The organism is Brevibacillus jepli (genome assembly GCF_047229145.1).
In the GTDB taxonomy this organism is placed as follows: Bacteria; Bacillota; Bacilli; order Brevibacillales; family Brevibacillaceae; genus Brevibacillus.
On record NZ_JBFEFW010000030.1, the window covers coordinates 1 to 21,637 of the forward strand.

Consider the following 21,637-nt stretch of genomic DNA (forward strand, 5'->3'; position numbering starts at 1 on the left):
TTGAGCGTTTTCTTCTTTTTTCTCTTCCCCACAAAAGCCCGACTTATGAAATTATCTTTTAAGCAAGAACAACCACTAAAGCAGGTCAGAGAAAAAAGAAGAAAGTAGCGAAAGTCTTTGGGATACCCCCGAAGCGTAATGGAAAAAAGGAAACCTGCCTTTAGCGTCCACCTCTGAGACGCTCCATAGATGCGCGACTTTGGACGCGGGCTTCATTTTTTCCATGGAGCTGGGCAGGGATGACCCCACAGCAGGTATCCCAAGAACTTGAGCGTTTTCTTCTTTTTTCTCCCCACCACTACAGCCCGCCATAGAGGTATAATAAAATAAGGAGAGATAACTAGATGGGAGGGTAGGCTATGCATAAAAAACGGATGACAGCCAGAGATACGTTTCTCTCTGCCGGACAGGTGAAGGCTGATGTTCCCGTCAGTATTTCTGAGTCGTGGAGCAGGAGCTTGTCGTATAAAATCGATCCGAATTTGCGAAAAACGCCTGAAGTACTCAACCAAATGGACGTCCATATGCTACAGGAATCCAGCTTGTTATACCATGCGTATCAATCGATTATCCCAAAAATCCAATCTTTCATTCATACAAACTATTCCATTATAGTAGCGGATAACAAAGCGAGATTACTAAACGTTTACGCCGATAACGAACTGATGGAGCTGTTAACCAGCTTCAATGCGGTTCCAGGCGGGGTATGGAGTGAGGAGCTCTGCGGAACGACTGCCTTTGGCACCACGCTGGTGGCAGGGGAACCAGTCGTCATCCACGATGCACAGCACTTTTGTGAGAGCTGGCAAAATATTTCCTGCGCGGGTGTGCCGATTTTTCATCCGATCACCAAACAGGCAATTGGCGTATTGGATTTGACGAGCTTTGCCGAGGATTTTCCAGCCCACGCCCTGGTCTTGACGCAGACAATCGCGAAAAGCATGGAGATGGAGATTTTTAATCAGCTTCAAATTCATCGGCTTTATCTCGAAAAAACCTTTCTCGAAAAAGAGCTGTCGATTGCCAATGATTTATTAGTGGCCGTTGATTTGGATGGTCAGATCGTGCGGAGCAATGATCCGGCTACGACGGATCAGCAAGAGTGGTGCAACCGATTCGACTGGCAGCATTTTTTCCAGGCTTGTCAGGAGCAGTCGGACCTTTCGCTATTAGCTGCAATCGTTCCCGTTGAGCGTCCTTTGCCTTTTTCAACCGATCCTTCCACAGGTCGACTACAGCTCGTCTCTTACAAAAATCGGATTATCGGTGCTCTGATCCAAATGCGCCGTCAACCTGTGCGAGCTGCGAAAGTAGTTGAAATAGCTGGCAATAAATCGCTAAACCGTGGACTGCCGAGCAATGGAACTGCAAAGGAAATGGTGGGGGAGTCACCCGAGTGGCTTGGTCTCCTGCAAAAATTGGACAAGGTCGCTGGACGTGAGATGTCCGTTCTCTTGATTGGAGAGAGCGGGACGGGGAAAGAAGTGCTATCCCAGTACATTCACGATCATAGCATGCGAAGACATAAGCCATTTGTTGCGGTGAACTGTGCGGCTTTCGCCCATGATCTGGTTGCAAGCGAACTGTTTGGGTATGCGCCAGGGACATTTACAGGAGGATTGAAGGAAGGGAAGGTCGGGCTGTTTGAAGTAGCAGACGGGGGCACCTTGTTCCTGGATGAAATCGCTGAGCTCCCACTGCCCATCCAGGCCATGCTGCTCCGTGTATTGCAGGAGAAGCAAGTGACGCGTATCGGAGAATATAAAGCCCGTCCTTTGGATATTCGGATTGTGGCTGCAAGCAATAAGGATCTGAAAAAAATGGCGGAAGCAGGGCAATTTCGCTTGGATCTGTACTACCGCTTGAATTCCATCGAGCTAAAAGTCCCACCACTGCGGGAGCGTAAAGAAGATATCGTACCGATGGCCGAGCATTTTTTGGGCAAGCACCAGCACGGATCATTCGCATACCGTTTGATGCCCGATACAATGGACGCATTGCGTATGTACGATTGGCCGGGTAATGTACGCGAGCTGAAAAATGCGATCGAGCATGCCGTCGTCTTTGCGGAGGATGACCGAATCTTCCCATGGCATATACCGGATATGATCCAGGAGTCAGCAGGCACAAGCATAGATAGCAAGCGGCTTTTGCAGACTGCGTCGAGCGATGAACGTACGCAAATCGTGGAAGCTCTGAACGACACGCGTTACAATTTAACAAAGGCAGCGAAGCAGCTGGGAATCGCACGAGGCACGCTGTACAATAAAATGAAAAAATATGAGATTACGTAGAGCAGGGGTGTTCCTAGGGCGAGTTGAAAGTCTTATGGAACACTCTTTTTGCTAGCTAGTAACTTATTGCCAAAGGTAGGGGAATGGTATGGACCACGCAAGCGTTTCAGGTCTGGAAGCATTTGTGCAGCAGTTCATGGAAAAGGAAAAGGTGCCAGGGCTCTCTATTGGTATCTCCCGGAATGGTGAGAGCATCTATCAAAGAGGCTTTGGTGTGACCGATCTCGATACGAATCAGCCAGTAACACCCACGACCATTTTCGGCATTGCTTCGGTCACCAAATCGTTTACGGCTGTAGCCATCATGCAGCTTGTGGCAGCAGGCAAGCTCTCAATCGATGACCCGATTGGCAAATATTTGCCTGACTTACGTTTGAAGGGGAGCATTTCTCTTGAGCAAATCACCATTCACCATCTTCTCTCTCACACTTCAGGAGTTCCTCCGCTGCTGCGTCGTGAAGAACTCACGAGATTACCGGAGCACATTGAGTATTTGAGCGAAGTACCATTTGAACCCCTAGGTGTTCCGGGGGAGTATATCAGTTATAGCAACGACATGTTTCTTCTGCTTGGAGCCATCATTGAGCGAATCACTGGGCAGGGCTACCGTACATATGTAACGGAACAGCTGCTAGAGCCGCTCGAAATGGATCGCTCAACGTATAGCCTGGAGGAGGTCGCCCGTTTTTCAGATGTCTCCGTCCCTTATGTTAATGGGGAGAACCAGCAGCTGAAAAAGGCGGAGTGGCCGACGCTCGGCAACTATGAAGTCGGGGGAGGCATCCGATCCAATGTCGTCGATTTGCTGAAGTACGGACAAATCTACATCCAGGCAGGGCGCTATAAAGAAAAACAGATCGCAGACGAAGCCTTGCTTACAGCGATGTGGCAGCCTGTCCATCGTCTACCCCAAAACAGCTGGTATAGCTATGCGCTCAAGACAACACCGGATTATGCAGGGATGACGCTAGTAGAGCATGGCGGTGGTCAGCCAGGTGTGTCTTCTAACTTCGGCTTTGTACCAGAAAAAGGACTCGTCGTCACTGTGCTGTCCAATCTGGAAAATGTGCCAATCCGCAATGTTTGTCTGGCGGCTGTAAATGCTGGGCTTGGCTTACCGATTGCACACAAAGAAAGCGAGGCACCTCACTATTCTCCAACGAAAGAAGAGCTAGAAAAGATCGTCGGGACCTACACGTCAGGGGAAGGCGGAAGATTGCGACTCTTCCTGCGAGGTGATGCTCCTGTAGCAGAGGTAGCTGGTATGGAGTACGAGTTACGCGCAAGCAGCCACGACACACTGATCGATGTACAAACCGGTCAGCCACTCCGCTTCTTTTTCAAAGAACAACAGCAAGCATGGGCAGTCCTCCTGGGGCTTAGAATGCTTTGCCGAAGTGAGTAAACGAAAACATCCTGTCCACTACTAATTCGTGGGCGGGATATTTTTTTGTGAGATAGGAACAACTAGTAAAGAAAACGAAAAAACTGGTAAAGATATTAAAACTTATAATTCAGAATATTTAATATAATACGAACTATCTCGCAAAAAGATCATGAGGGGGTTCGTGTATGGGGTTTCGTTCCTGGATATCTGTGGCGCTCCAATTATCGATGGCGACAGCATTGCTTGTAGGCTGTAGTCAGCCAGCGGCCACTCCTGACTCAGCATCGTCGTCAGGTGCGAATGGCATCACGTTAAAAATGGTCGAGAGCATTACCAGCCCACAACGAACTGCGTTGCTAAAAGAAATGCTAGCCCAGTTTGAAGCGAAGAATCCGGGGATCAAGGTCGATCTGATTTCACCACCATTTGAAGGAGCGGATCAGAAGATCACACAGATGCTGATGGCAAAAGAAGAGCTGGATGTGCTGGAAGTCCGGGAATTCAATGCCAAGCAGTTTTCGATGAACGGCTTTATCGAAAATTTGAAGCCTTACACCGACAAGTGGCAAAATTACGATCAGCTGACAGACGTCGCCAAACGCCGAGCCACTTGGGTGGACAATACGCCTTATTACATTCCGAATGGCTTGTACCAGCGCGTCTTGTACTACCGGACGGATTGGTTTAAGGAAGCTGGTATCGAGGTGCCGAAGACGTGGGATGAGCTCTTGGTTGCGGCCAAGAAGCTGACTGACCCTGCCAAAAACCGCTACGGGTACAGCTTTCGTGGAGGAGCAACCGGGTGGGATTACGCGCTGATCACCATGTGGGCCTACAATGGTACAGAGGTCGACCCTGACTCTGCCTTTTTCATGAAGGATGGACGTACGATCTTCTCCACTCCGCAATCACTGGAAGCGATGCAGTATTACAAACAGCTCTACAAAGAAGCCTCTCCCAAAGATTCCGTGAGCTGGGGCTTTCAGGAGATGGTACAGGGCTTCGTAGCGGGTTCGACTGCCATGCTGATTCAAGACCCTGATGTCATTGATGGAGCCAAAGAGAAAATGCAGGAAGGCACATGGGCGACGGCTCCGATCCCGATAGGTCCATCCGGCGTGGCACAGCAAGTAGTCGGTGGTCCAGGCTGGGGGATGACGGCGTACTCGAAGCACAAGGAAGAGGCGTGGAAGCTGATTGAATTCCTCTCCGATCCGGAACAGAGCACTCATTTTGCGAAAAAGACATCCACGATTCCCGTCGTGAAAAGCGCGGCAGAAGATGAATTTTACAAGACGGGTTACTTCCAGCCGTTTATTGAGATGAGCCAGCAACCGACGAAATTCCTCGACGTGTCCCGTCCAGTCGACTACAAAGGCTGGGGAGCTTGGCAAAGCACGGCGGATAAAGATATTCAGAGCTTTTTGCTCGATCAGCTCACCGCAGAGGACCTGTTGAAAAAATGGGATCAATACTGGACGAAAGAAAAAGCCGAACGGAAATAGACGTGGGGGGATGGTAGCTTGGACACACAAAAACCCATCGTCATGACGACGAAGCAGGTGGTGCCGGACGGAAAGAAAGCGTTCCGGATAGCAAAAGAAGGGCGCTTCATATTTTTGTGCCTTTTGCCCGCGATTTTGTTTGTTTCGGTGTTTACGTATTATCCACTCGTGCGTGGCATCATCATGTCTTTTCAAAACTATACCTTGTTTGATTTGATGAATATTCAGTTCATCGGGCTGGACAACTTCGTGAACGTTCTGACAAGCCCAGACTTCCCGCGAGTTGCCATGAACAGCTTTTACTGGGTGTTTTTCTCGCTCGTGTTTCAGTTGCTGTTTGGCTTCATGCTGGCTCTCTTGATGCGCAAAAAATTCCGCGGGAGAGGGATTTATCAGGCGTTTGTCTTTTTCCCGTGGGCCATGTCCGGTTTCTTGATCGGCTTGATCTGGCGTTGGATGTTTAATGCTCAGTTTGGAGTCATCAATGATTTGTTGCTGAAAATAGGGATAATCGATGCGCCAATCTCGTTTTTGGCCGATGGCACGTGGGCAATGGCTGCCGTCATTATCGCGAATATTTGGTATGGCGTCGCGTTTTTTGCCATCATGATTCTGGCAGCCCTGCAATCGATTCCCGAGGAGCTGTACGAAGCGGCGGCGATGGATGGAGCGGGGCGGATTCAGCAGTTTTGGAGCGTGACGCTGCCGTATATCATGCCGACGATGCTGGTGACGATCCTGTTGCGGGTGATCTGGATTCTCAACTTCCCGGATATTATTTATGCCATGACGAATGGCGCACCTGCTGGGTCTACGCATATTTTCGCTACGTACATGATCGATAAGGTCATTTTCGGACAAGATTACGGGCAAGCCTCGGCAGTGGGTGTCATTATCGTGTTGATTCTGATGTTGTTCACGATCTTTTACGTGAAAGCGACCAAAGTCGAGAAGGGAGGGGACTTCTGATGCATCGTGAACATCTATGGTGGAGGACTGGCCGAGCGATTGTACTAACCCTGTTTCTGGCGTTCGCCATTTTCCCGCTGTATTGGATTATCATTACGTCGCTCAAAGGCCAAAAGGAAATCTTTTCGCTTCCGATTCAATATTGGCCGGAACAGGTGACATTGATCAACTACTTGGAGATCTTTCAAATATCCCACTTTCAGGTGTACATCTGGAACAGCTTTCTCGTTTCTGTGGTCGCCTCGGCTATGGTCGTGTTCATCGCGATGCTCGGCGGTTACGTGTTGGCCCGTTTTTCGTTTAAGGGAAAGCGTCAGGTGATGTTCGGATTTCTCATCACCCAAATGATTCCGATGTTCATTGGCATGGCGCCGTTGTACATGATGATGTCGAAGATGCACATCCTAAACAGCCTGTTTTCGCTGATGCTCATCTATACAGTTATGCTGATCCCGTTTTGTACAATTATCATGTCTGGCTTTTTCCAACGGATACCAAACGCCTTGGAGGAAGCAGCGATGATGGACGGCTGTTCCCGGTTGAGCGCATTGTTTCGCGTCATTGTGCCGATCATGCTCCCCGGGATTGCGGCCACGTTTATTTTCGCCTTCGTACAATGCTGGAACGAGCTGATTATGGCGGTTCTGTTCATTGATGAAGAGTCTGTCAAAACGATTCCCGTCGCGATGAACGCATTCATCAAAAAGTACGATATCGAATGGGGAGCGATGTCGGCAGCGACAGTGCTGTCGGTCATTCCGACGATGCTCTTGTTTGCCTTTTGCCAAAAGTACTTGGTGGAAGGGCTCACTCAGGGTGCGGTAAAAGGCTAGAGGTAGTCTCGTATGCCAGCCAAGTACGCTGTATAAGGCAATCCTTTACTCACATTTCGAAAAAAGAGCACTCTCCATTAAAGGAAAGTGCTCTTTCGTATTTATGATGCTGCCAGTTCAAATCTGACGAGCGTTTCCTTGGTGTCTGCGAGCTTTTCTAGTTCAACAATTCGCCAGTTAGGGGAGATTGTCCTGTGCATCCACGCCAGCGCATCGTCTGGTAAGCGAACCTGGTGCAGCGCTTGTTCTTCGACCTGATAATCGCGCTCTGCTTGGAGGCTGTAGCGCTTGTTCAGCAAAAACTTGATCCCGTTAAAAGTCGTGAACTTGATCTGATAGCCTTCGCGAATCGCTATTTCGAGCGTAGTGGGATCGTTTTTGGACAGTTCAAAGAGATGGGTGTAATCGTACTTACCGCCCTCCACGTCCGAAAAAGGCGCAGGGTCACCAGTTCTCAGCTTGTGGATGATTTCCTCATCGACGAATCCATGGGCACGTGCTGCCTCTAACAGCATCGTTTCCCACTGGGATAGTTTTACGGTAGACATGGACTGTCCCCTCCTCATATCACGATGTAACGGTACGCCTTTCTTCTAGTATATAGCAATGAAACTGTACTTCTCAACTACAATTCCGACTGTTTTACTATGAAAAGATCGGCGAACTGCTTTGCTCAGGATGACAGCGAGGAGAGCTTCTTCTTTTCACGCGGTTCCTTGGAGGTTGTGGTCAATGTCACGCCCGCGATGATGAGAATCGCACCGAAAAACTGCACGGCTGTCACAGGCTTTGCCAAGAGCAGCAAGCCAAAGAGCATGGCAATAAACGGCTCCAGATTAGCAAACATCGCGGCTTTGGCGGCGCCTACCTTCTGTAGTTGACTGTTCCAGATCAAGGTCACAATGCCGTGCATGACGACAGCGGTGACGAACAAGAGAATCCATGCTGAGAGGCTGGTGCTTACCGTGGCCGTAGGGATGCTGATCAGGACAAAAGGCAGCATTGATCCGAAGCCGATCAAATTGGATACGAGCGTCGTCACGAGTGGAGGGAGTCGATGTCCCAGCACCCTGACGAGTATGATCGAGGTCGCGAATGTCAGCATCGTCAATACAATCCAGAGGATACCTACATCAAAATGCAGCTCTGCCCCTGTATAAATGACGAATAAAACGCCTGATGTACCGATGACCGAACCAATTGCCATGCGGCCAGTCAGCGATTCCTTTAGGAACAAGGCGGCCAAGAGGGCTGTTGTTATCGGCGTCAGTGCCAAGATGAGCGCAGAGGTGGTGGGATCAGCCGTAACCAGCCCTTTGTAGAAGGACCACTGATTGATGAATACCCCGACAACTCCGAGTACCGCGAGCAGGAGCCAGTCCGTACGAGTCAGCTTTGGCATTTTCAGACGCCCTCTGGACCAGATGAGTAAAAATAACACGATGAACAAGAGGCGCATAGCCGATAAAAAGAGCGGAGAAAATTCGGCTACGAGCATTTTCCCGAAGACGAAATTGCTACCCCAAGCGGTTACGCAAAAAATGAGCAGCAAGTAGGAGCGTAGCATAGGATTCGTTCCTTCCTGTGGGTCAGCGAGTGTGATCGGGTGTTCGGATGTACCGTTTCCACAGCCAGGTCATGCACAAGTAGGCAGTTAAGACCAGAGCGGTACATAAGGAGGCAATCCAGATTGCCATCATCGGATCGACAAGCATCCGGCTGCTATAGCCTGCGACGCACCCAATTACTGCGCTGATCAAGATGAAATTATGTGCCTTCCCCCTCGTCAACACGATGACGACGACAGGCAAAAACAGCGAGGCATAAATAATGCCAAAGAAGAAGAGCAGATCCAGCAAGGTTGGCTGGAAGTAAAACGTTAAACCGTACGAGAGTGCACCGATGGCAATGGCAAGGATGTAGCCCAAACGAATTTTTTGCCGTTCAGAAGCCTCCGGACGGAACAGCTGATAGACGTTATTCACCATCAGGCTGATCATGGAATGAAGACCCGCACCAAAAGCGGACATGATCGCTCCAAAAGAACAGAGGACAAACAGGACAAGCAGGAACATTGTTTCAATCTTGCGGACGAGATCAAACAGCAGCGAGTAAATATCATCGAAGCCGCCTGTAAAAAGGACAATGATGATCAGCGAGGAAAACGCCAGAGGTACGGTGGCAAAAATCAGACCGGACACCAGAAAGATAGGAACGATCTTTTTTTCTTCCATCATATAGAGCCGCTGCCACGATGCCTGATCGACAAACACTTGCCCAAACCCAATCAACAGCCCGGTGATGATAAAAAAAAGACCCTCGTTGTTGTTGAGCACTAGAAGGTAGGGATGGTAGAGGCGTAGCCCGTTATAGACGTGCTCGACCCCTTTGCCAACGAAAAAGTAGACGGGAATCAGGATGATGGCCGCAAACGTTATGACGATCTGCACGATAGCAAAACGATGGATGGAGCGTATTCCTCCGATGCCTGCGAACAATACACAAAATCCAAAAAAACAGAGCAATCCGAGTGGGATCGGCAAGCCGAACAAGATGTTAAGCAGTACTCCCCCGGCCATTCCCTGAACAAACATCGCTTCAATCGTGGTAATCAAGAGAATGATGATCATCAGCCAGTAACCAAACGGATGCAGCTTGTCACGCATGTAATCTCCGATCGTCATCCCTTCGGATAACTCTCGGCGTACTCTGCGTCCTAAGAGACCAAACATGCTAAGGGCAAATGCTCCCATCAAAGCGAAGCCGATCCCGCCAAATATCCCGTATTTGACGAGTGCTTCTGGTGAACCGAATATCGTATTGCCGGTCACCCAGCGGGCAAGGATCGAGACGACCCCAAGTCCGATGCCGATCTTCGCTGCACCTACCACGTATTCGCGAAACGATAAGTAGGTCAAGATGCATTCCCCTTGTCCCGGTATTCTTTCGGGGTTTTCCCGACTACCTTGCGAAAAATGGTGCTGAAATAATGTTGGCTATTGAAGCCAGTCCGCTCGGCAACCGTCGAGATACTCCAATCAGGATGAGCGATCAGGAACTTCTTTGACATTTGAATGCGGTACTGCATTAAATACTCGGAAAAAGAGACGCCTACTTCTTCATGAAACCGGCGGCTCAAATAAGTTGGATTGATATGGACCTCTGCGGCCAAATCAGCCAAATTCAGCTTCTCCGCGAATTTTTGATGAATGATGTTCATCGCATCGGAAATAATTCGCGTGTAAGCGGAGAGGGCAGGGCTCTTCTGATATTTTTTCAGAATGTCGACCAGCTCGCTCTCAATCACGGGCTTCGTGATGTAATCCACGACTCCGAGTCGGATCGATTGCTTGGCATAATGAAAATCTTGATAAGCCGTTACAATGATGAGCTCGATGTCTTTGTGCTGGGCTCTCAGCTCTTCGCCAAGCACCAGCCCGGATTTCCCCGGAAGATTAATGTCCAGAAAGGCGAGATGAAGAGGAACCTTCTGGCTGATCGCCATGGCTTGGCTGCCATCTGCGGCCTTGTAGAATTTCCACAAGGGGAACATGGGCTGAATCAAATATTCGAGTTGCTCCAGCTCCAATGGTTCGTCATCCACGAGTAGTACGTTCATCTTCTCACCTCAGATCGATTTGTTCGTAAATACAGGGCCACCTGACAGTCACGAGAGTTCCTCCCTCAGATAGTGGAGCAAGCTCCAGATGCGCATGATCACCAAAACAAAGGTGAAGCCGCCTGCGGATGTTGTCCAACCCGTGGCCGCTCTTCTCATGTGGCTGTTCAGTTTCGATCTCGCTTTCATTCTGGAAGGCTGTGAGTCCGGAAGAACCGTTGTCGATGACTTCAAGTGTGACATCATCATCGATACGGCTGACGCGGATTTCTAGGGTAGCTTCGCCCATTTTTCGTTCCAAACCATGCTTAAATGCGTTTTCCACGAGCGTTTGCAAGACGAACGGAGGGATGGATGCAGGTAGAAGGTCATCTGCGCATTCTAGCTGAATCCGGAGTCGATCTCCGAAGCGCAGCTTCTGAATCTCCAAATATTGCTCCGTATACGTGATCTCACGCTCCAATGAAATCAATGGCTCAGTGGACTTGTATTTGAATTTGAGGAACTGGGAGAGGACTTCAATCGCTCTCACCAGCTCCTTCGTTCGGTTCAATCGTGCAAGACTCAGGATGACATTTAACGTATTAAACAAGAAGTGAGGCTGGATTTGTTGGTTGAGCTGATTGTAAAGTGCTTGCTGCAGTTCTTTTTCCAGCTCGATCTTCAGATTCTTGTTTTCTAACAGATCAATCCGCTTCTCGAAAATGAACAGAAACAATAAAGCAATAGCCCCTATGATAGGAGCCAAAATGAACAGCAGAATGAGTAACGTGAAACCTTCGAAGCTTATCATGAGATCCCTTCTGTATGGATAGATTTTGCAGTTACCATCATATCATGCTGCTTCGTGTTCTCTTTTATTTTTAGAAAATTTTAATCTCTAAAATCAAGTTCAAAAAGTCGACTTTTGTAACAACCGCTTTAAACCAGATGGCACGCAACCTGATGTGAACTGTGTACGCTAATGAGTTCTGGCACTTCCGTTTTGCAGCGATCAATCGCATAAGGGCAACGCGTATGGAAGCGGCAGCCCTGTGGAGGGTTGATCGGCGATGGCACGTCACCCCGCAGAATGATCCGCTCCTGCTTTTTGTTTATGTCTGGCACCGGAATAGCAGACAAGAGTGCCTGAGTGTAAGGATGCTTCGGACTGTCGAACAGCGACTTTTTATCCGCGATCTCTACCACTTTACCGAGGTACATCACCATGACGCGATCAGAGATGTGACGAACGACACCGAGGTCATGGGAGATGAACAAATACGTCAGCTTGAACTGCTTTTGCAACGATTTCAAGAGATTCAGCACTTGTGCCTGAATAGATACGTCGAGTGCCGATACGGCTTCGTCACAAATGATCAGCTTCGGCTGCATCGCGAGTGCACGTGCAATCCCGATCCGTTGGCGTTGTCCGCCACTGAATTCATGCGGGAAGCGGTCAATTTGATCCGGGCGCAAGCCTACATAGCCGAGCAGCTCGATAATGCGCTCGCGTCTTTGATGCGCAGGTACGATATTTTGGATGGCCAGTGCTTCCCCGAGAATAGCCGATACAGATTGGCGCGGGTTGAGTGAAGCGAATGGGTCCTGGAAAATGACCTGCAAATGCTTGCGCATGTCGCGCATTTGCTTCTTGGACATCGCCAGCAGATCTTGTCCTTCGAATAATACCGTTCCGCTCGTCGGTTCATCCAGACGGAGGATGGCTCGACCGGTAGTGGATTTCCCACAACCGGATTCGCCTACAATACTGAGTGTTTCTCCTTCATAGATCGTGAAGGTGATGTCATCAACGGCTTTTACATGGTTGACGGTACGCCCTAATATGCCGCCCTTGATCGGGAAGTGCTGCTTGAGATTTTTCACTTCGAGCAGTGGTTTTTTCGTTGGATTGGCTTGTGTCGTCATATTGGTCATACCCCCACTTCCGTAGCAGTCTTGATGTCGCCGTCCCACTCAGACGTATACATCCAGCAGCGTACCTTGCTTCCGTCTGCATACTCCAGCAGCTCAGGGAGCTTCGTGTTGCACAGCTCCGTTGCATGAGGGCAACGCGGGGCAAATCGGCATCCTACAGGCATGTTGAACGGACTTGGAACATTGCCTTTAATTGCTTGCAGCTCTTCCACATCCTCATCCAGACGGGGGAGGGAGTTCATCAGCCCTGCCGTATATGGATGGCGTGGATTTGCGAACAAGTTTTGTGCAGTCGTATACTCCACGACTTTTCCTGCGTACATCACCGCTACGCGATCACATGTTTCAGCAACGACACCCAGGTCATGCGTAATCATGATAATGCTCATGCCCATTTCGACTTGCAGCTTTTTCATCAGCTCAAGAATTTGAGCCTGAATCGTAACGTCCAAAGCTGTGGTCGGTTCATCCGCGATCAAAATTTCAGGGCGGCAGGCGAGAGCCATCGCAATCATGACGCGCTGGCGCATACCACCAGACAATTCATGCGGCTCTTGGGTTGCGCGTTTTTCCGGGGAAGGAATACCAACCAGACGCAGCATGTCTACTGCTTTGTCCCAGGCTTCCTTACGCCCCATGTTTTGGTGCAGGCGCAATACCTCTGCGATTTGTTCCCCAACCGAATAAACCGGATTAAGCGAAGTCATTGGCTCTTGGAAAATCATCGAAATCTCGTTGCCACGGATCGCGCGCATGTCTGATTCCGATTTTTTCGTCAGGTCTTGCCCTTTGAAAAGAATTTCTCCTCCTACAATTTTTCCCGGAGGACTGGCAATCAAACGCAGGATCGAGAGGGAAGTGATACTTTTTCCACATCCCGATTCTCCTACCAGACCTAGTGTTTCTCCTCTATTAAGAGAGAAATCAACGCCGTCCACTGCTTTACTGACGCCATCGTCTGTGAAAAAATGCGTTTGCAGATTGCGAACGTCCAGGATGATATCTTGTTGTTCCGGCATGGTGATCCCTCCTTAGTTCAGATCAATTCGTTTATTGAAGTAGCGATACAATACATCGACGAGCAGGTTTACGAACACGAAGATAATAGAAGCGATCAGTACGCCGCCTTGTACGACAGGCAAATCACGCATGCGGATCGCATCGACGATCAAACGACCCAAACCGTTGATGGCAAATACCGATTCAACGAGAACCGTACCACCCAAAAGGAAACCGAACTGCAAACCAACGACGGTGATGATCGGAATCAACGCATTTTTCAGTGCGTGCTTGTAAACGATGACTGATTCTCGCAAGCCTTTCGCTTTTGCTGTGCGGATGTAGTCTTGGCGTACAACGTCGAGCATACTGGAGCGGGTCATACGGGCAACGATGGCTGCTCCTGCCGTACCAAGTGTAATGGCTGGCAAAATCATGTGCTTCCAGGTGCCCCAGCCAGCAACCGGGAAGATTTGCAGCTTGACGGAGAACGTGTAGATCAAGCTCAAGCCGAGCCAAAAGCTAGGCAGGGATACACCGAGCAAGGCAATAACCATGATCGTAATATCTGCAGCAGAGTATTGCTTGGTAGCTGAGATGATACCTGCGATCATCCCGAGAACAACCGTTACAAAAATACTGGCAACGGCGAGCTCGATGGTAGCAGGTAAGCGCGCCATGATCTCATCCCATACGGGGAGATTCGAGCGAAGTGATGTACCTAGATCGCCTTGGAACACGCTGGCGACATATTGAAAGTATTGAACCATGATCGGCTGATCCAAGCCGAGCTGTGTACGCATTTTCGCAATCGTTTCTTCAGAAGCGCCTTCACCGGCAAGCAATACCGCCGGGTCGCCAGGAACCATTTGCATGATCAAAAAGACAACCAGAATGACACCGAGCAGGACGGGAATCATCTGCAGCAGGCGACGGATAATGTAAACAAACATGTAGCATTCCCTCCTAAGTTTTCATTCGTGGATCGAGAGCGTCCCTGAGGCCGTCTCCAAAGATGTTGAAGCCGAGAACAAGAGTGGCAATAGCGAAACCAGGGAACATGGCCAGGTGAGGAGCGGTAAACAAGAAGTCGCGTCCGTTACTGAGCATGGCACCCCACTCAGGAAGAGGAGGCTGCGCTCCCAAACCGAGGAACGAAAGACCAGCTGCGGATAGAATCGCGGTAGCTAGGCGCATCGTTGCCTGTACGATAATAGGAGACAAAATGTTTGGAAAAATGTGTTTAAAGATAATTGTAAAGTCGTTGGCACCGAGTGAGCGGATCGCATCGATGTATTCCAGCTTTTTCACAGTCAGGGTAGAACCGCGAACAATCCGTGCAAACACAGGGATCGAGAAGATACCAACGGCGATCATTACGTTAAAGAGACTTGGGCCCAATGCACTGACGATGGCCAGTGAAAGCAGGATTCCCGGGAAGGCGAGCAGAACATCGATGATACGGGAGATGACCGTATCTACCCAGCCTCCGTAGTAACCGGATAGTAAGCCGAGAATAATTCCGAAAAATGCACCAATAAAGACGGCGACAAATCCGACGGACATCGAGAGCTGCGTTCCGTATAAGAGACGGCTCATTACATCTCGACCTTTGTCATCGGTACCCATCCAGTGTTCAGCAGATGGTGGCTTCAATTTGTTAACCAAATCAATCTCGTATGGATCGTAGGGAGCGATGAATGGTGCCAGCAGTGCAATGGCGATGTAAAAAATCACGATACAGCCGCCTACCATGGCGAGTTTGTTTTTTCGTAGTTTCCTGTAAAAAGTCCGCCATCTGCCAGGGCGTGCAGCCGCTGCTTTCGGCGGAAGAGCTTGATTGGTTGGTGCGATCTCAACCTTCATGGTGTAACCCCTCCTTTGCTTACGTCAAAGTTATCAGAAAAATGTACGAAGTAAAGGCAATTTGAACAAGTCGTAAAAATAGTGAAAATAGACGTAAAGATTGTGCAAATCAAGTCTTCCGGCTTCCTAGATAATGGGGGAGAAAGGAATGGAGAGAGACAAAGAGAGGGTGGATAATGGATGGGCGTTACCTATTGGTTGACCAATGTTCGTTTGGAGACGGGTTACCGTCGGGAAAACGGTGTCGTCACGGGGACAGAGGCATCCTTGTTTCACATGTTAGTAAAAGACGGAAAATTCGCGCGCATTGTACCGGCGACAGAGAGCCTTACTGACGGTATTTTGCAAAAGGATGCAAAAGGCTTATTGGCACTCCCATCATTAGTAGAGAAGCATGTTCATTTGGACAAAACGCTTCAGGGAGAACCATGGCGGGCAGTCATTCCTGTGTCCAATATTATTGAGCGCTGCGAAATTGAAAAGCGCACACTGCCGGGATTGCCGACAACCACACAAGAGCGTGCGGAGAATCTGTTGGCGATACTCTTGTCCTATGGCTCCACACACGTGCGTACACATGTGGACATTTACCCGGAAGTGGGAATCTCCAATTTGGAATCAGTAAAAGCAGCATTGGCAACTTACGCGGATCGGGTTACACACGAGATCGTGGCATTTCCGCAGCACGGCTTGTTGCGTACAGACGCAAAAGCACTTTTGCGTGAAGCATTACGCCAAGGTGCGACTCACGTGGGGGGCGTAGACCCAGCTAATGTGGACGGCGATATAGAAGAATCCTTGCACCAGATGATGGAGCTGGCGGTAGAAGCAAACGCAGGCGTGGACCTGCATCTGCATGACCCGGGACATTTGGGCACCTACACGATGAAGCGATTGGCAGCGATGACCGTTGACGCTGGCTGGCAAGGTCGCGTTGCGATCAGCCATGCTTTTGCTCTCGGAGACATCCCTGTACAAGAAGCAGAAGAGATGGCGACGATCCTGCGAGAAGCAGGCATCACGATCATCACCAGCGTTCCATTTAGCCGCGTGATCCCACCTGTACAGCTGTTGAACCAAAATGGCGTAGATGTGGCGGTAGGCTGCGACAATATTTTTGACACATGGCAGCCATATGGAAATGGTGATGTGCTTGAGCGACTCTGGCGACTGGCTGAACGCAATCGTTGGCTGGACGAGCTGTCCTTGTCCCAATCCCTGCGTTATATCACGGGTGGCAAAACGACGCTGGATGCCAACGGAACGCAGCTGTGGCCAGCACAAGGGGAAGACGCTAGCCTGATCCTCGTGGATGCGACCTGCTCAGCAGAAGCGATCGCGCGCCGTGCAGATCGACACGCTGTCTTTTTCAAAGGCAATCTGGCTTCTGGGCAAGTGGAAGAAGTGAACGTTTAAGAGGGGTGAAAAGCCGGTGAAATCTTCTCCTTATTGGATCGTCAACGCTCGATTGGAAAGCGGGTATGAGTGGGAAGAAGGCGTAGTCAGTGGAACGCGGACAGAGCTGTGCGATTTGCTCATTGAGAATGGAAAAATCACACGCATTGTCCCTTCCAGTGAGATTTTGGAGGATGGGCTGCCGAAAAAGGACGCGAAAGGCTTACTGATCCTGCCGTCAATGGCCGAGAAGCACATTCATCTGGAAAAAACGTATTTCGGCGGCCCATGGAAGGCGACAACTCCCGTAAAAAACTTGTTTGAACGCCATGCAGAGGACAGAGGACTGTTGCCGATGTATCTCAAGCAGGCTCAGACAGGAGCAGAAAATATCCTCTCGCTATTGGTGGAAACAGGCGTTACGCATGTAAGGACGCATTGTCATGTGGACCCACAGGTCGGTCTTGGGTTTTTGGAAGGAATGAAGAGTGCGTTTGAGACGTATGCAGACCGCTTGTCCCACGAAATCGTCGCTTTTCCGCATTATGGGATGCTGCGTACACAGGCACGCGACATGGTACGCGAGGCACTGCGACAAGGCGCAACACATGTGGGCGGCGTCGATCCGGGTGGTGTAGACGGCGACATTGAGCGTTCCCTGCAAACGATGCTAGAGCTGGCGGTAGAAGCGGATGCCGACATCGACATGCATTTGCATGATCCAGGTCATCTCGGAATGTTTACGATGAAGCGCCTCGCCGCTCTGACTGAAGAGGCAGGCTGGCAGGGACGTGTCACGATTAGTCACGCGATGGGATTGGGAGATGTTTCGCAGGAGGAAGCCAGAGAGCTGGCTCAGCGCATCGCCTCCCTTGGCGTCTCCATTGCATCGACAGTGCCGATTAATCGCCCGACCATTCCGATTCCGTTGCTGCATCAGGAAGGTGTTGCCGTCATGCTCGGCAACGACAGCCTGACAGACAACTGGACACCCTTTGGCAGTGGAGACCTGCTGGAAAAAGCAGGGCGACTGGCTGAACGCTTCCGCCTGACGGATGAAAGATCATTAGGCGCAGCACTCGGCTTCGTGACAGAAGGGCGGATCACGCTCGATGATGCCGGGAATCGTCTGTGGCCATTGGTTGGAGATGAGGCGAGCCTGATGGCAGTCGAAGCAACATGTTCAGCTGAAGCTGTTGCGAGACGTGCGAAGCGCAAGGTCGTGCTTTTCCAAGGCAACCGTGTAGCGGGTGAGTGGTAGTACTTTTAAATAGAAAGGATGTCATGGATAGATGTCTACAGCCTATTGGATAACCAACGTCCGCTTGGAGAGCGGGTACCGCAAAGAAAATGACAAGGTGGTTGCTACAGATACTGAAGTGGCGCATCTTTTAATAGAAGACGGACGAATTGCACAGATCGTGAGTGGAGCTGCTCCACAGACCGAGCTGCCAACAAAGGATGCCAGCGGTCTGTTGGCGTTGCCGTCATTTCGGGATATGCACATCCACATCGATAAAACGTACTACGGCGGTCCGTGGAAAGCTGTTACACCAGTAAAAAACATCTTGGGTCGACTGGAAGAAGAGAGCCAGCTCATGCCGAAGCTGCTGCCAACCGCACAAGAGCGGGCTGAAAAAATGCTGGAATTGCTGCTGTCCGCAGGCTCGACTCATATTCGCTCCCATTGCAATATTGATCCGTTTATCGGACTCAAAAACCTGGAAGCAACCATGGCAGCGCTTGAGACCTTCAGCGGCCGACTGCATTGCGAAGTCGTAGCCTTCCCGCAGCAAGGTCTTCTGCGAAGCAACCAAGTGGAGAACATCCGCCAAGCCTTGAAAATGGGTGCGACCTACGTCGGCGGTGTAGACCCGGCGACAGTGGATCAAAACATCGAGAAATCGCTCGCTACCATTTTTGAGCTGGCAGTCGAAGCGAATGCACCAATCGACGTTCACTTACATGATCCGGATCATCTCGGGGTGTTTACGTTCAAGCGTCTGGCTAAAATGACAGAAGAAGCAGGCTGGCAAGGTCGCGTCACGATCAGCCATGCGAACTCTCTCGCAGACATCAGCCTGGAAGAAGCAGGCGAAGTAGCAGAAATGCTCGCTGGCTTGGGCATTTCTATCACCTCTACCGTACCAGTGAACAGAGGGACGATTCCAATCCCATTGCTGCATGAGAAAGGTGTCTCGGTTTCACTTGGAGACGACAGCATTACCGATCACTGGTCGCCATTTGGACAAGGCGACAGCTTGGAGAAAGCCGGACGTTTGGCAGAGCGCTTCCGCATGCAGGACGAGCGTTCTCTGTCCCAGGCACTCGGCTTCATCACAGGCGGGAAGACGCCGCTGGATAAAGAGGGCAACCGCATGTGGCCAAACGTTGGAGACGAGGCGGATATTGTATTCGTCCACGCATCCTCAGCAGCAGAAGCAGTTGCACGCCGTGCGAAGCGTCAGGCAGTTATGTTCCGCGGGAATGTCGTGTCTGGGGCTTTGTAAAGTCGCAAATGGAATCATAAAAAGGCAGAACCGCAGGGGTCTGCCTTTTTTCCTTTTTGTTAGTGGCTGATTGAATCCATTAACTCGTAAAAATACGCAGATTCCCGACTCCGATAAAGGTTATACCACGCATCTAATGTTTTGGAAGAACACACATCCAAAGCGCTCAAGACGTGTCTAGCAAATTCCAATGGTGCGATTCCGGAAGCAGTTATCAGTTTTCCATCGGTTACGGCAGGCTCCTTCTTATAGTAGTTTTCTCCCGCATAGCTAGGGCAGAGCATTTGAAGGTATTCCAAGTCATTGCTCGTATGCCATCTCGAATCCAACAATCCCCTCTGGGCAAGGGCTATTGTAGCACCACAAATCGCTGCTATAATAATTCCTTCTTTTAAACACCGCTCTACCTTAGTGAATACAGGTTCATGAATGATATCTGTCCACGTATCTCCGCCGGGTAGAATCAAAGCATCTGCGTTTTTTATGTTGCACTCATCCAGTCCAATATCTGGTAATATTTTCAGACCTCCTTTTGTAGTAACAGGAGTCTTTTCTATCCCCACCGTAACTATTTTGGAAGCGGGCAATCCTTTCTTATAATATCTTCCGGAGTTTAGTTCGGCAGTTAAATAGCCTACTTCCCAATCCGCCATTGTATCAAAAACATAAAGATATACAGTATGATTCATTTGCAACTCCTCCTTCAACACCATCATAAAATAACTTCACTGACAACTACGGTCAGTGAAACAGGCGGAGCCACCGCAGGATGAAAAATCCAGTGCGGTGGTTCTTTTTTTCTCTCGTCTTCCGTGCCATCATTATAGCTGGGGGGCGATGAAGGATGTTCCAGGATTTCAAGCTCGTCGGTGACCGGCCGGTCGCGATACAAGTGAAAGAATACGTCAAACGTTTAATCATAAAAGGGGTGCTTCAGGCAGATCAGAAGCTGCCCTCCACACGAGAAGTGAGCGGTCTCTTAAAGGTGAGTCGCAATACAGTCATAGCAGCCTATGAAGGTCTAGGGGATGACGGGTTTACGTATGCGATTCCCGGCAAAGGCAGCTATGTGTCCGCTATGGTAGGCCATTTGGCTGCGGATAACGGAGGAGCTGACGGGTCCGCAGCCTGGCAGATCGACTGGAAGGCAAGAATGAACGAGTATGCTGTATCGGCAGTAGAGCTGGATAGGATGAAGCAAGGCATTCGTGCCAAAAAAGGAACCATCTCATTCACAAGCATCGCTCCGGATGAGCAGCTGTTTGATTTGGGGGATGTAAGGCGAGCCTTTATGGATCGGATGGCAATCGAAGGACAGGTGCTGCTCAACTACGGCTATGCCAAGGGCTATAAGCCGCTGATCGATTACCTGATGCGTTATATGGAAAATAAGGGCGTCGATTTAAGCGGCAAGGATATGCTGATTACAAGCGGGTTTACAGAAGGCTTTGACATTGTGCTGTCGGCACTGCGTCCTTCTGCTCGCCTCGGAGCGGCCATTTGTGAAAACCCGACCCATCATACGGCGATCAAAAATTTGAAGCTGCAAGGATTTGAGATTACGGGCATTCCAATGCAACATGACGGTATTGATGTGGAGCAGCTTGAGGCGGTATTGCAGACGCAGAAGAACGGCTTCGATCTGGCCTATTTGACTCCTTCCTATCACAATCCTACAGGCATTGTCATGTCGCCAAAGAAGCGCAGCGCCGTTATGAAATTAATGATGCGGTATCAGATTCCGGTGATCGAGGATGGATTCAATGAGGAGCTGCGCTACTCGGGAGCGCATGTCGCGCCATTAATAGCGACAGTTGGCCAAGGGAATGGAGTCATCTATATTGGCAGCTTCTCCAAGGTGCTTTTCCCAGGCTTGCGAGTAGGCTGGGTGCTTGGAGACCGGGCGCTGATCGACAATTTGGAAAGCATGAAGCGTGCACGCACTATTCATACATCAACCATCGATCAATCGATACTGTATCAATATTTGCTCAATGGAAATTTCGATAAATACGTAAAAAAAGCACGTATGGAATATAAGCGCAAATATGAGCTGACGAAGGCATGCTGTGAAGCACATCTCCCTGCGGCGCAGCTGTCTGGCGATGGCGGCTTGCATTTGTTCCTCACCTTCCCGACAGGCGTAAATACACGCGAGCTGCTTGAAGCTTGCACAGAACAGGGCGTTATTTTTACACCGGGAGACAGGTTTTTTATTCAAGAAGGCGAAGGGACGAATACATTGCGGCTTGGTTTTTCACGAGTAACGGATGAAGATATCAAACGGGGTATTCAAATAATCGGCGAACAGACGCGTAGCTTCTTAAGGCATAACATTTAGAT

At 49.8% G+C, this 21,637-nt stretch carries 19 protein-coding genes; 9 read left to right on the forward strand and 10 right to left on the reverse strand.

Translation table 11 applies throughout. The features are described from left to right. The first annotated feature begins 359 nt into the window (after window positions 1-359). From AB1L17_RS24995 to AB1L17_RS25015, 5 genes are all read left to right on the forward strand, one after another. Window positions 360-2,294 (forward strand): sigma-54-dependent Fis family transcriptional regulator, encoded by a 1,935-nt coding sequence (locus AB1L17_RS24995; protein ID WP_412846082.1) that lies wholly within the window; start codon window positions 360-362, stop codon window positions 2,292-2,294. Window positions 2,295-2,382: 88 nt separating this feature from the next. Beyond that, window positions 2,383-3,699: a serine hydrolase domain-containing protein gene (locus AB1L17_RS25000; protein WP_412846081.1), complete on the forward strand. Its 1,317-nt coding sequence runs from the start codon at window positions 2,383-2,385 to the stop codon at window positions 3,697-3,699. A gap of 167 nt (window positions 3,700-3,866) precedes the next feature. Then, the gene (locus AB1L17_RS25005) at window positions 3,867-5,186 is read left to right on the forward strand and encodes an ABC transporter substrate-binding protein (RefSeq protein ID WP_412846080.1); all 1,320 of its coding nucleotides are present in this window, start codon (window positions 3,867-3,869) and stop codon (window positions 5,184-5,186) included. Between the two features lie 18 nt (window positions 5,187-5,204). Then, window positions 5,205-6,155 carry a carbohydrate ABC transporter permease gene (locus tag AB1L17_RS25010; RefSeq protein ID WP_412846079.1) on the forward strand — a complete coding sequence of 317 codons (951 nt, stop codon included), beginning with the start codon at window positions 5,205-5,207 and terminating at the stop codon, window positions 6,153-6,155. Next, window positions 6,155-6,988 carry a carbohydrate ABC transporter permease gene (locus AB1L17_RS25015; RefSeq protein ID WP_412846078.1) on the forward strand — a complete coding sequence of 278 codons (834 nt, stop codon included), beginning with the start codon at window positions 6,155-6,157 and terminating at the stop codon, window positions 6,986-6,988. Before AB1L17_RS25010 ends, AB1L17_RS25015 begins: the two co-directional genes overlap by 1 nt. A gap of 101 nt (window positions 6,989-7,089) precedes the next feature. Here AB1L17_RS25015 and AB1L17_RS25020 read toward each other — a convergent pair whose 3' ends face one another. The 9 genes from AB1L17_RS25020 to nikC all read right to left on the reverse strand — a co-directional run bounded on the left by AB1L17_RS25020 (window position 7,090) and on the right by nikC (window position 15,389). Next, window positions 7,090-7,536 (reverse strand): hypothetical protein, encoded by a 447-nt coding sequence (locus AB1L17_RS25020; RefSeq protein ID WP_412846077.1) that lies wholly within the window; start codon window positions 7,534-7,536, stop codon window positions 7,090-7,092. A 125-nt stretch (window positions 7,537-7,661) separates the two neighbouring features. Further along, window positions 7,662-8,555: a DMT family transporter gene (locus AB1L17_RS25025; protein WP_412846076.1), complete on the reverse strand. Its 894-nt coding sequence runs from the start codon at window positions 8,553-8,555 to the stop codon at window positions 7,662-7,664. Window positions 8,556-8,577: 22 nt separating this feature from the next. Further along, entirely contained in the window at window positions 8,578-9,906 is a 1,329-nt protein-coding gene (locus AB1L17_RS25030) for a sodium:solute symporter family transporter (protein WP_412846075.1), read from the reverse strand. Beyond that, entirely contained in the window at window positions 9,903-10,607 is a 705-nt protein-coding gene (locus tag AB1L17_RS25035) for a response regulator transcription factor (protein WP_412846074.1), read from the reverse strand. The genes AB1L17_RS25030 and AB1L17_RS25035 overlap by 4 nt, the downstream gene beginning before the upstream one ends. A 4-nt stretch (window positions 10,608-10,611) precedes the next feature. Then, window positions 10,612-11,400: a sensor histidine kinase gene (locus tag AB1L17_RS25040; protein WP_412846073.1), complete on the reverse strand. Its 789-nt coding sequence runs from the start codon at window positions 11,398-11,400 to the stop codon at window positions 10,612-10,614. Window positions 11,401-11,528: 128 nt separating this feature from the next. Next, complete coding sequence (locus AB1L17_RS25045) at window positions 11,529-12,515, reverse strand: ABC transporter ATP-binding protein (protein ID WP_412846175.1); 987 nt, start codon at window positions 12,513-12,515, stop codon at window positions 11,529-11,531. A gap of 5 nt (window positions 12,516-12,520) precedes the next feature. Continuing rightward, entirely contained in the window at window positions 12,521-13,543 is a 1,023-nt protein-coding gene (locus tag AB1L17_RS25050; RefSeq protein ID WP_412846072.1) for an ABC transporter ATP-binding protein, read from the reverse strand. Window positions 13,544-13,555: 12 nt separating this feature from the next. Next, on the reverse strand, window positions 13,556-14,476 hold the full coding sequence (gene nikB, locus AB1L17_RS25055) for a nickel ABC transporter permease (RefSeq protein WP_412846071.1): 921 nt from the start codon (window positions 14,474-14,476) through the stop codon (window positions 13,556-13,558). Window positions 14,477-14,489: 13 nt separating this feature from the next. Continuing rightward, a complete protein-coding gene (gene nikC / locus AB1L17_RS25060; protein ID WP_412846070.1) occupies window positions 14,490-15,389 on the reverse strand; it encodes a nickel transporter permease in 900 nt (299 codons plus the stop codon). 180 nt (window positions 15,390-15,569) lie between these two features. On the opposite strand from nikC, the gene AB1L17_RS25065 reads away from it, so the two are divergent. From AB1L17_RS25065 to AB1L17_RS25075, 3 genes are read left to right on the forward strand one after another with little or no spacing between them, the layout of a single operon-like run. Next, window positions 15,570-16,805, forward strand: coding sequence for an amidohydrolase (locus AB1L17_RS25065; protein WP_412846069.1), 1,236 nt, complete (start codon window positions 15,570-15,572; stop codon window positions 16,803-16,805). Window positions 16,806-16,821: 16 nt separating this feature from the next. Continuing rightward, on the forward strand, window positions 16,822-18,045 hold the full coding sequence (locus tag AB1L17_RS25070; RefSeq protein ID WP_412846068.1) for an amidohydrolase: 1,224 nt from the start codon (window positions 16,822-16,824) through the stop codon (window positions 18,043-18,045). Window positions 18,046-18,076: 31 nt separating this feature from the next. Next, window positions 18,077-19,294 (forward strand): amidohydrolase family protein, encoded by a 1,218-nt coding sequence (locus tag AB1L17_RS25075; RefSeq protein WP_412846067.1) that lies wholly within the window; start codon window positions 18,077-18,079, stop codon window positions 19,292-19,294. Window positions 19,295-19,353: 59 nt separating this feature from the next. Here AB1L17_RS25075 and AB1L17_RS25080 read toward each other — a convergent pair whose 3' ends face one another. Beyond that, window positions 19,354-19,983: a type 1 glutamine amidotransferase family protein gene (locus AB1L17_RS25080; RefSeq protein WP_412846066.1), complete on the reverse strand. Its 630-nt coding sequence runs from the start codon at window positions 19,981-19,983 to the stop codon at window positions 19,354-19,356. A 155-nt stretch (window positions 19,984-20,138) separates the two neighbouring features. Here AB1L17_RS25080 and AB1L17_RS25085 point away from each other — a divergent pair, with 155 nt between their 5' ends. Further along, window positions 20,139-21,635, forward strand: coding sequence for an aminotransferase-like domain-containing protein (locus AB1L17_RS25085; protein ID WP_412846065.1), 1,497 nt, complete (start codon window positions 20,139-20,141; stop codon window positions 21,633-21,635). Window positions 21,636-21,637 lie beyond the last annotated feature (2 nt).

Excerpts from the sequence above, each read along its gene's own strand:
- AB1L17_RS24995 (WP_412846082.1), top strand. The coding sequence starts at position 360 with ATGCATAAAAAACGGATGACAGCCAGAGATACGTTTCTCTCTGCCGGA.
- AB1L17_RS25000 (WP_412846081.1), top strand. The coding sequence starts at position 2,383 with ATGGACCACGCAAGCGTTTCAGGTCTGGAAGCATTTGTGCAGCAGTTC.
- AB1L17_RS25005 (WP_412846080.1), top strand. The coding sequence starts at position 3,867 with ATGGGGTTTCGTTCCTGGATATCTGTGGCGCTCCAATTATCGATGGCG.
- AB1L17_RS25015 (WP_412846078.1), top strand. The coding sequence starts at position 6,155 with ATGCATCGTGAACATCTATGGTGGAGGACTGGCCGAGCGATTGTACTA.
- AB1L17_RS25020 (WP_412846077.1), bottom strand. The coding sequence starts at position 7,536 with ATGTCTACCGTAAAACTATCCCAGTGGGAAACGATGCTGTTAGAGGCA.
- AB1L17_RS25025 (WP_412846076.1), bottom strand. The coding sequence starts at position 8,555 with ATGCTACGCTCCTACTTGCTGCTCATTTTTTGCGTAACCGCTTGGGGT.
- AB1L17_RS25035 (WP_412846074.1), bottom strand. The coding sequence starts at position 10,607 with ATGAACGTACTACTCGTGGATGACGAACCATTGGAGCTGGAGCAACTC.
- AB1L17_RS25040 (WP_412846073.1), bottom strand. The coding sequence starts at position 11,400 with ATGATAAGCTTCGAAGGTTTCACGTTACTCATTCTGCTGTTCATTTTG.
- AB1L17_RS25045 (WP_412846175.1), bottom strand. The coding sequence starts at position 12,515 with ATGACGACACAAGCCAATCCAACGAAAAAACCACTGCTCGAAGTGAAA.
- AB1L17_RS25050 (WP_412846072.1), bottom strand. The coding sequence starts at position 13,543 with ATGCCGGAACAACAAGATATCATCCTGGACGTTCGCAATCTGCAAACG.
- nikB (WP_412846071.1), bottom strand. The coding sequence starts at position 14,476 with ATGTTTGTTTACATTATCCGTCGCCTGCTGCAGATGATTCCCGTCCTG.
- nikC (WP_412846070.1), bottom strand. The coding sequence starts at position 15,389 with ATGAAGGTTGAGATCGCACCAACCAATCAAGCTCTTCCGCCGAAAGCA.
- AB1L17_RS25065 (WP_412846069.1), top strand. The coding sequence starts at position 15,570 with ATGGGCGTTACCTATTGGTTGACCAATGTTCGTTTGGAGACGGGTTAC.
- AB1L17_RS25075 (WP_412846067.1), top strand. The coding sequence starts at position 18,077 with ATGTCTACAGCCTATTGGATAACCAACGTCCGCTTGGAGAGCGGGTAC.
- AB1L17_RS25080 (WP_412846066.1), bottom strand. The coding sequence starts at position 19,983 with ATGAATCATACTGTATATCTTTATGTTTTTGATACAATGGCGGATTGG.
- AB1L17_RS25085 (WP_412846065.1), top strand. The coding sequence starts at position 20,139 with ATGTTCCAGGATTTCAAGCTCGTCGGTGACCGGCCGGTCGCGATACAA.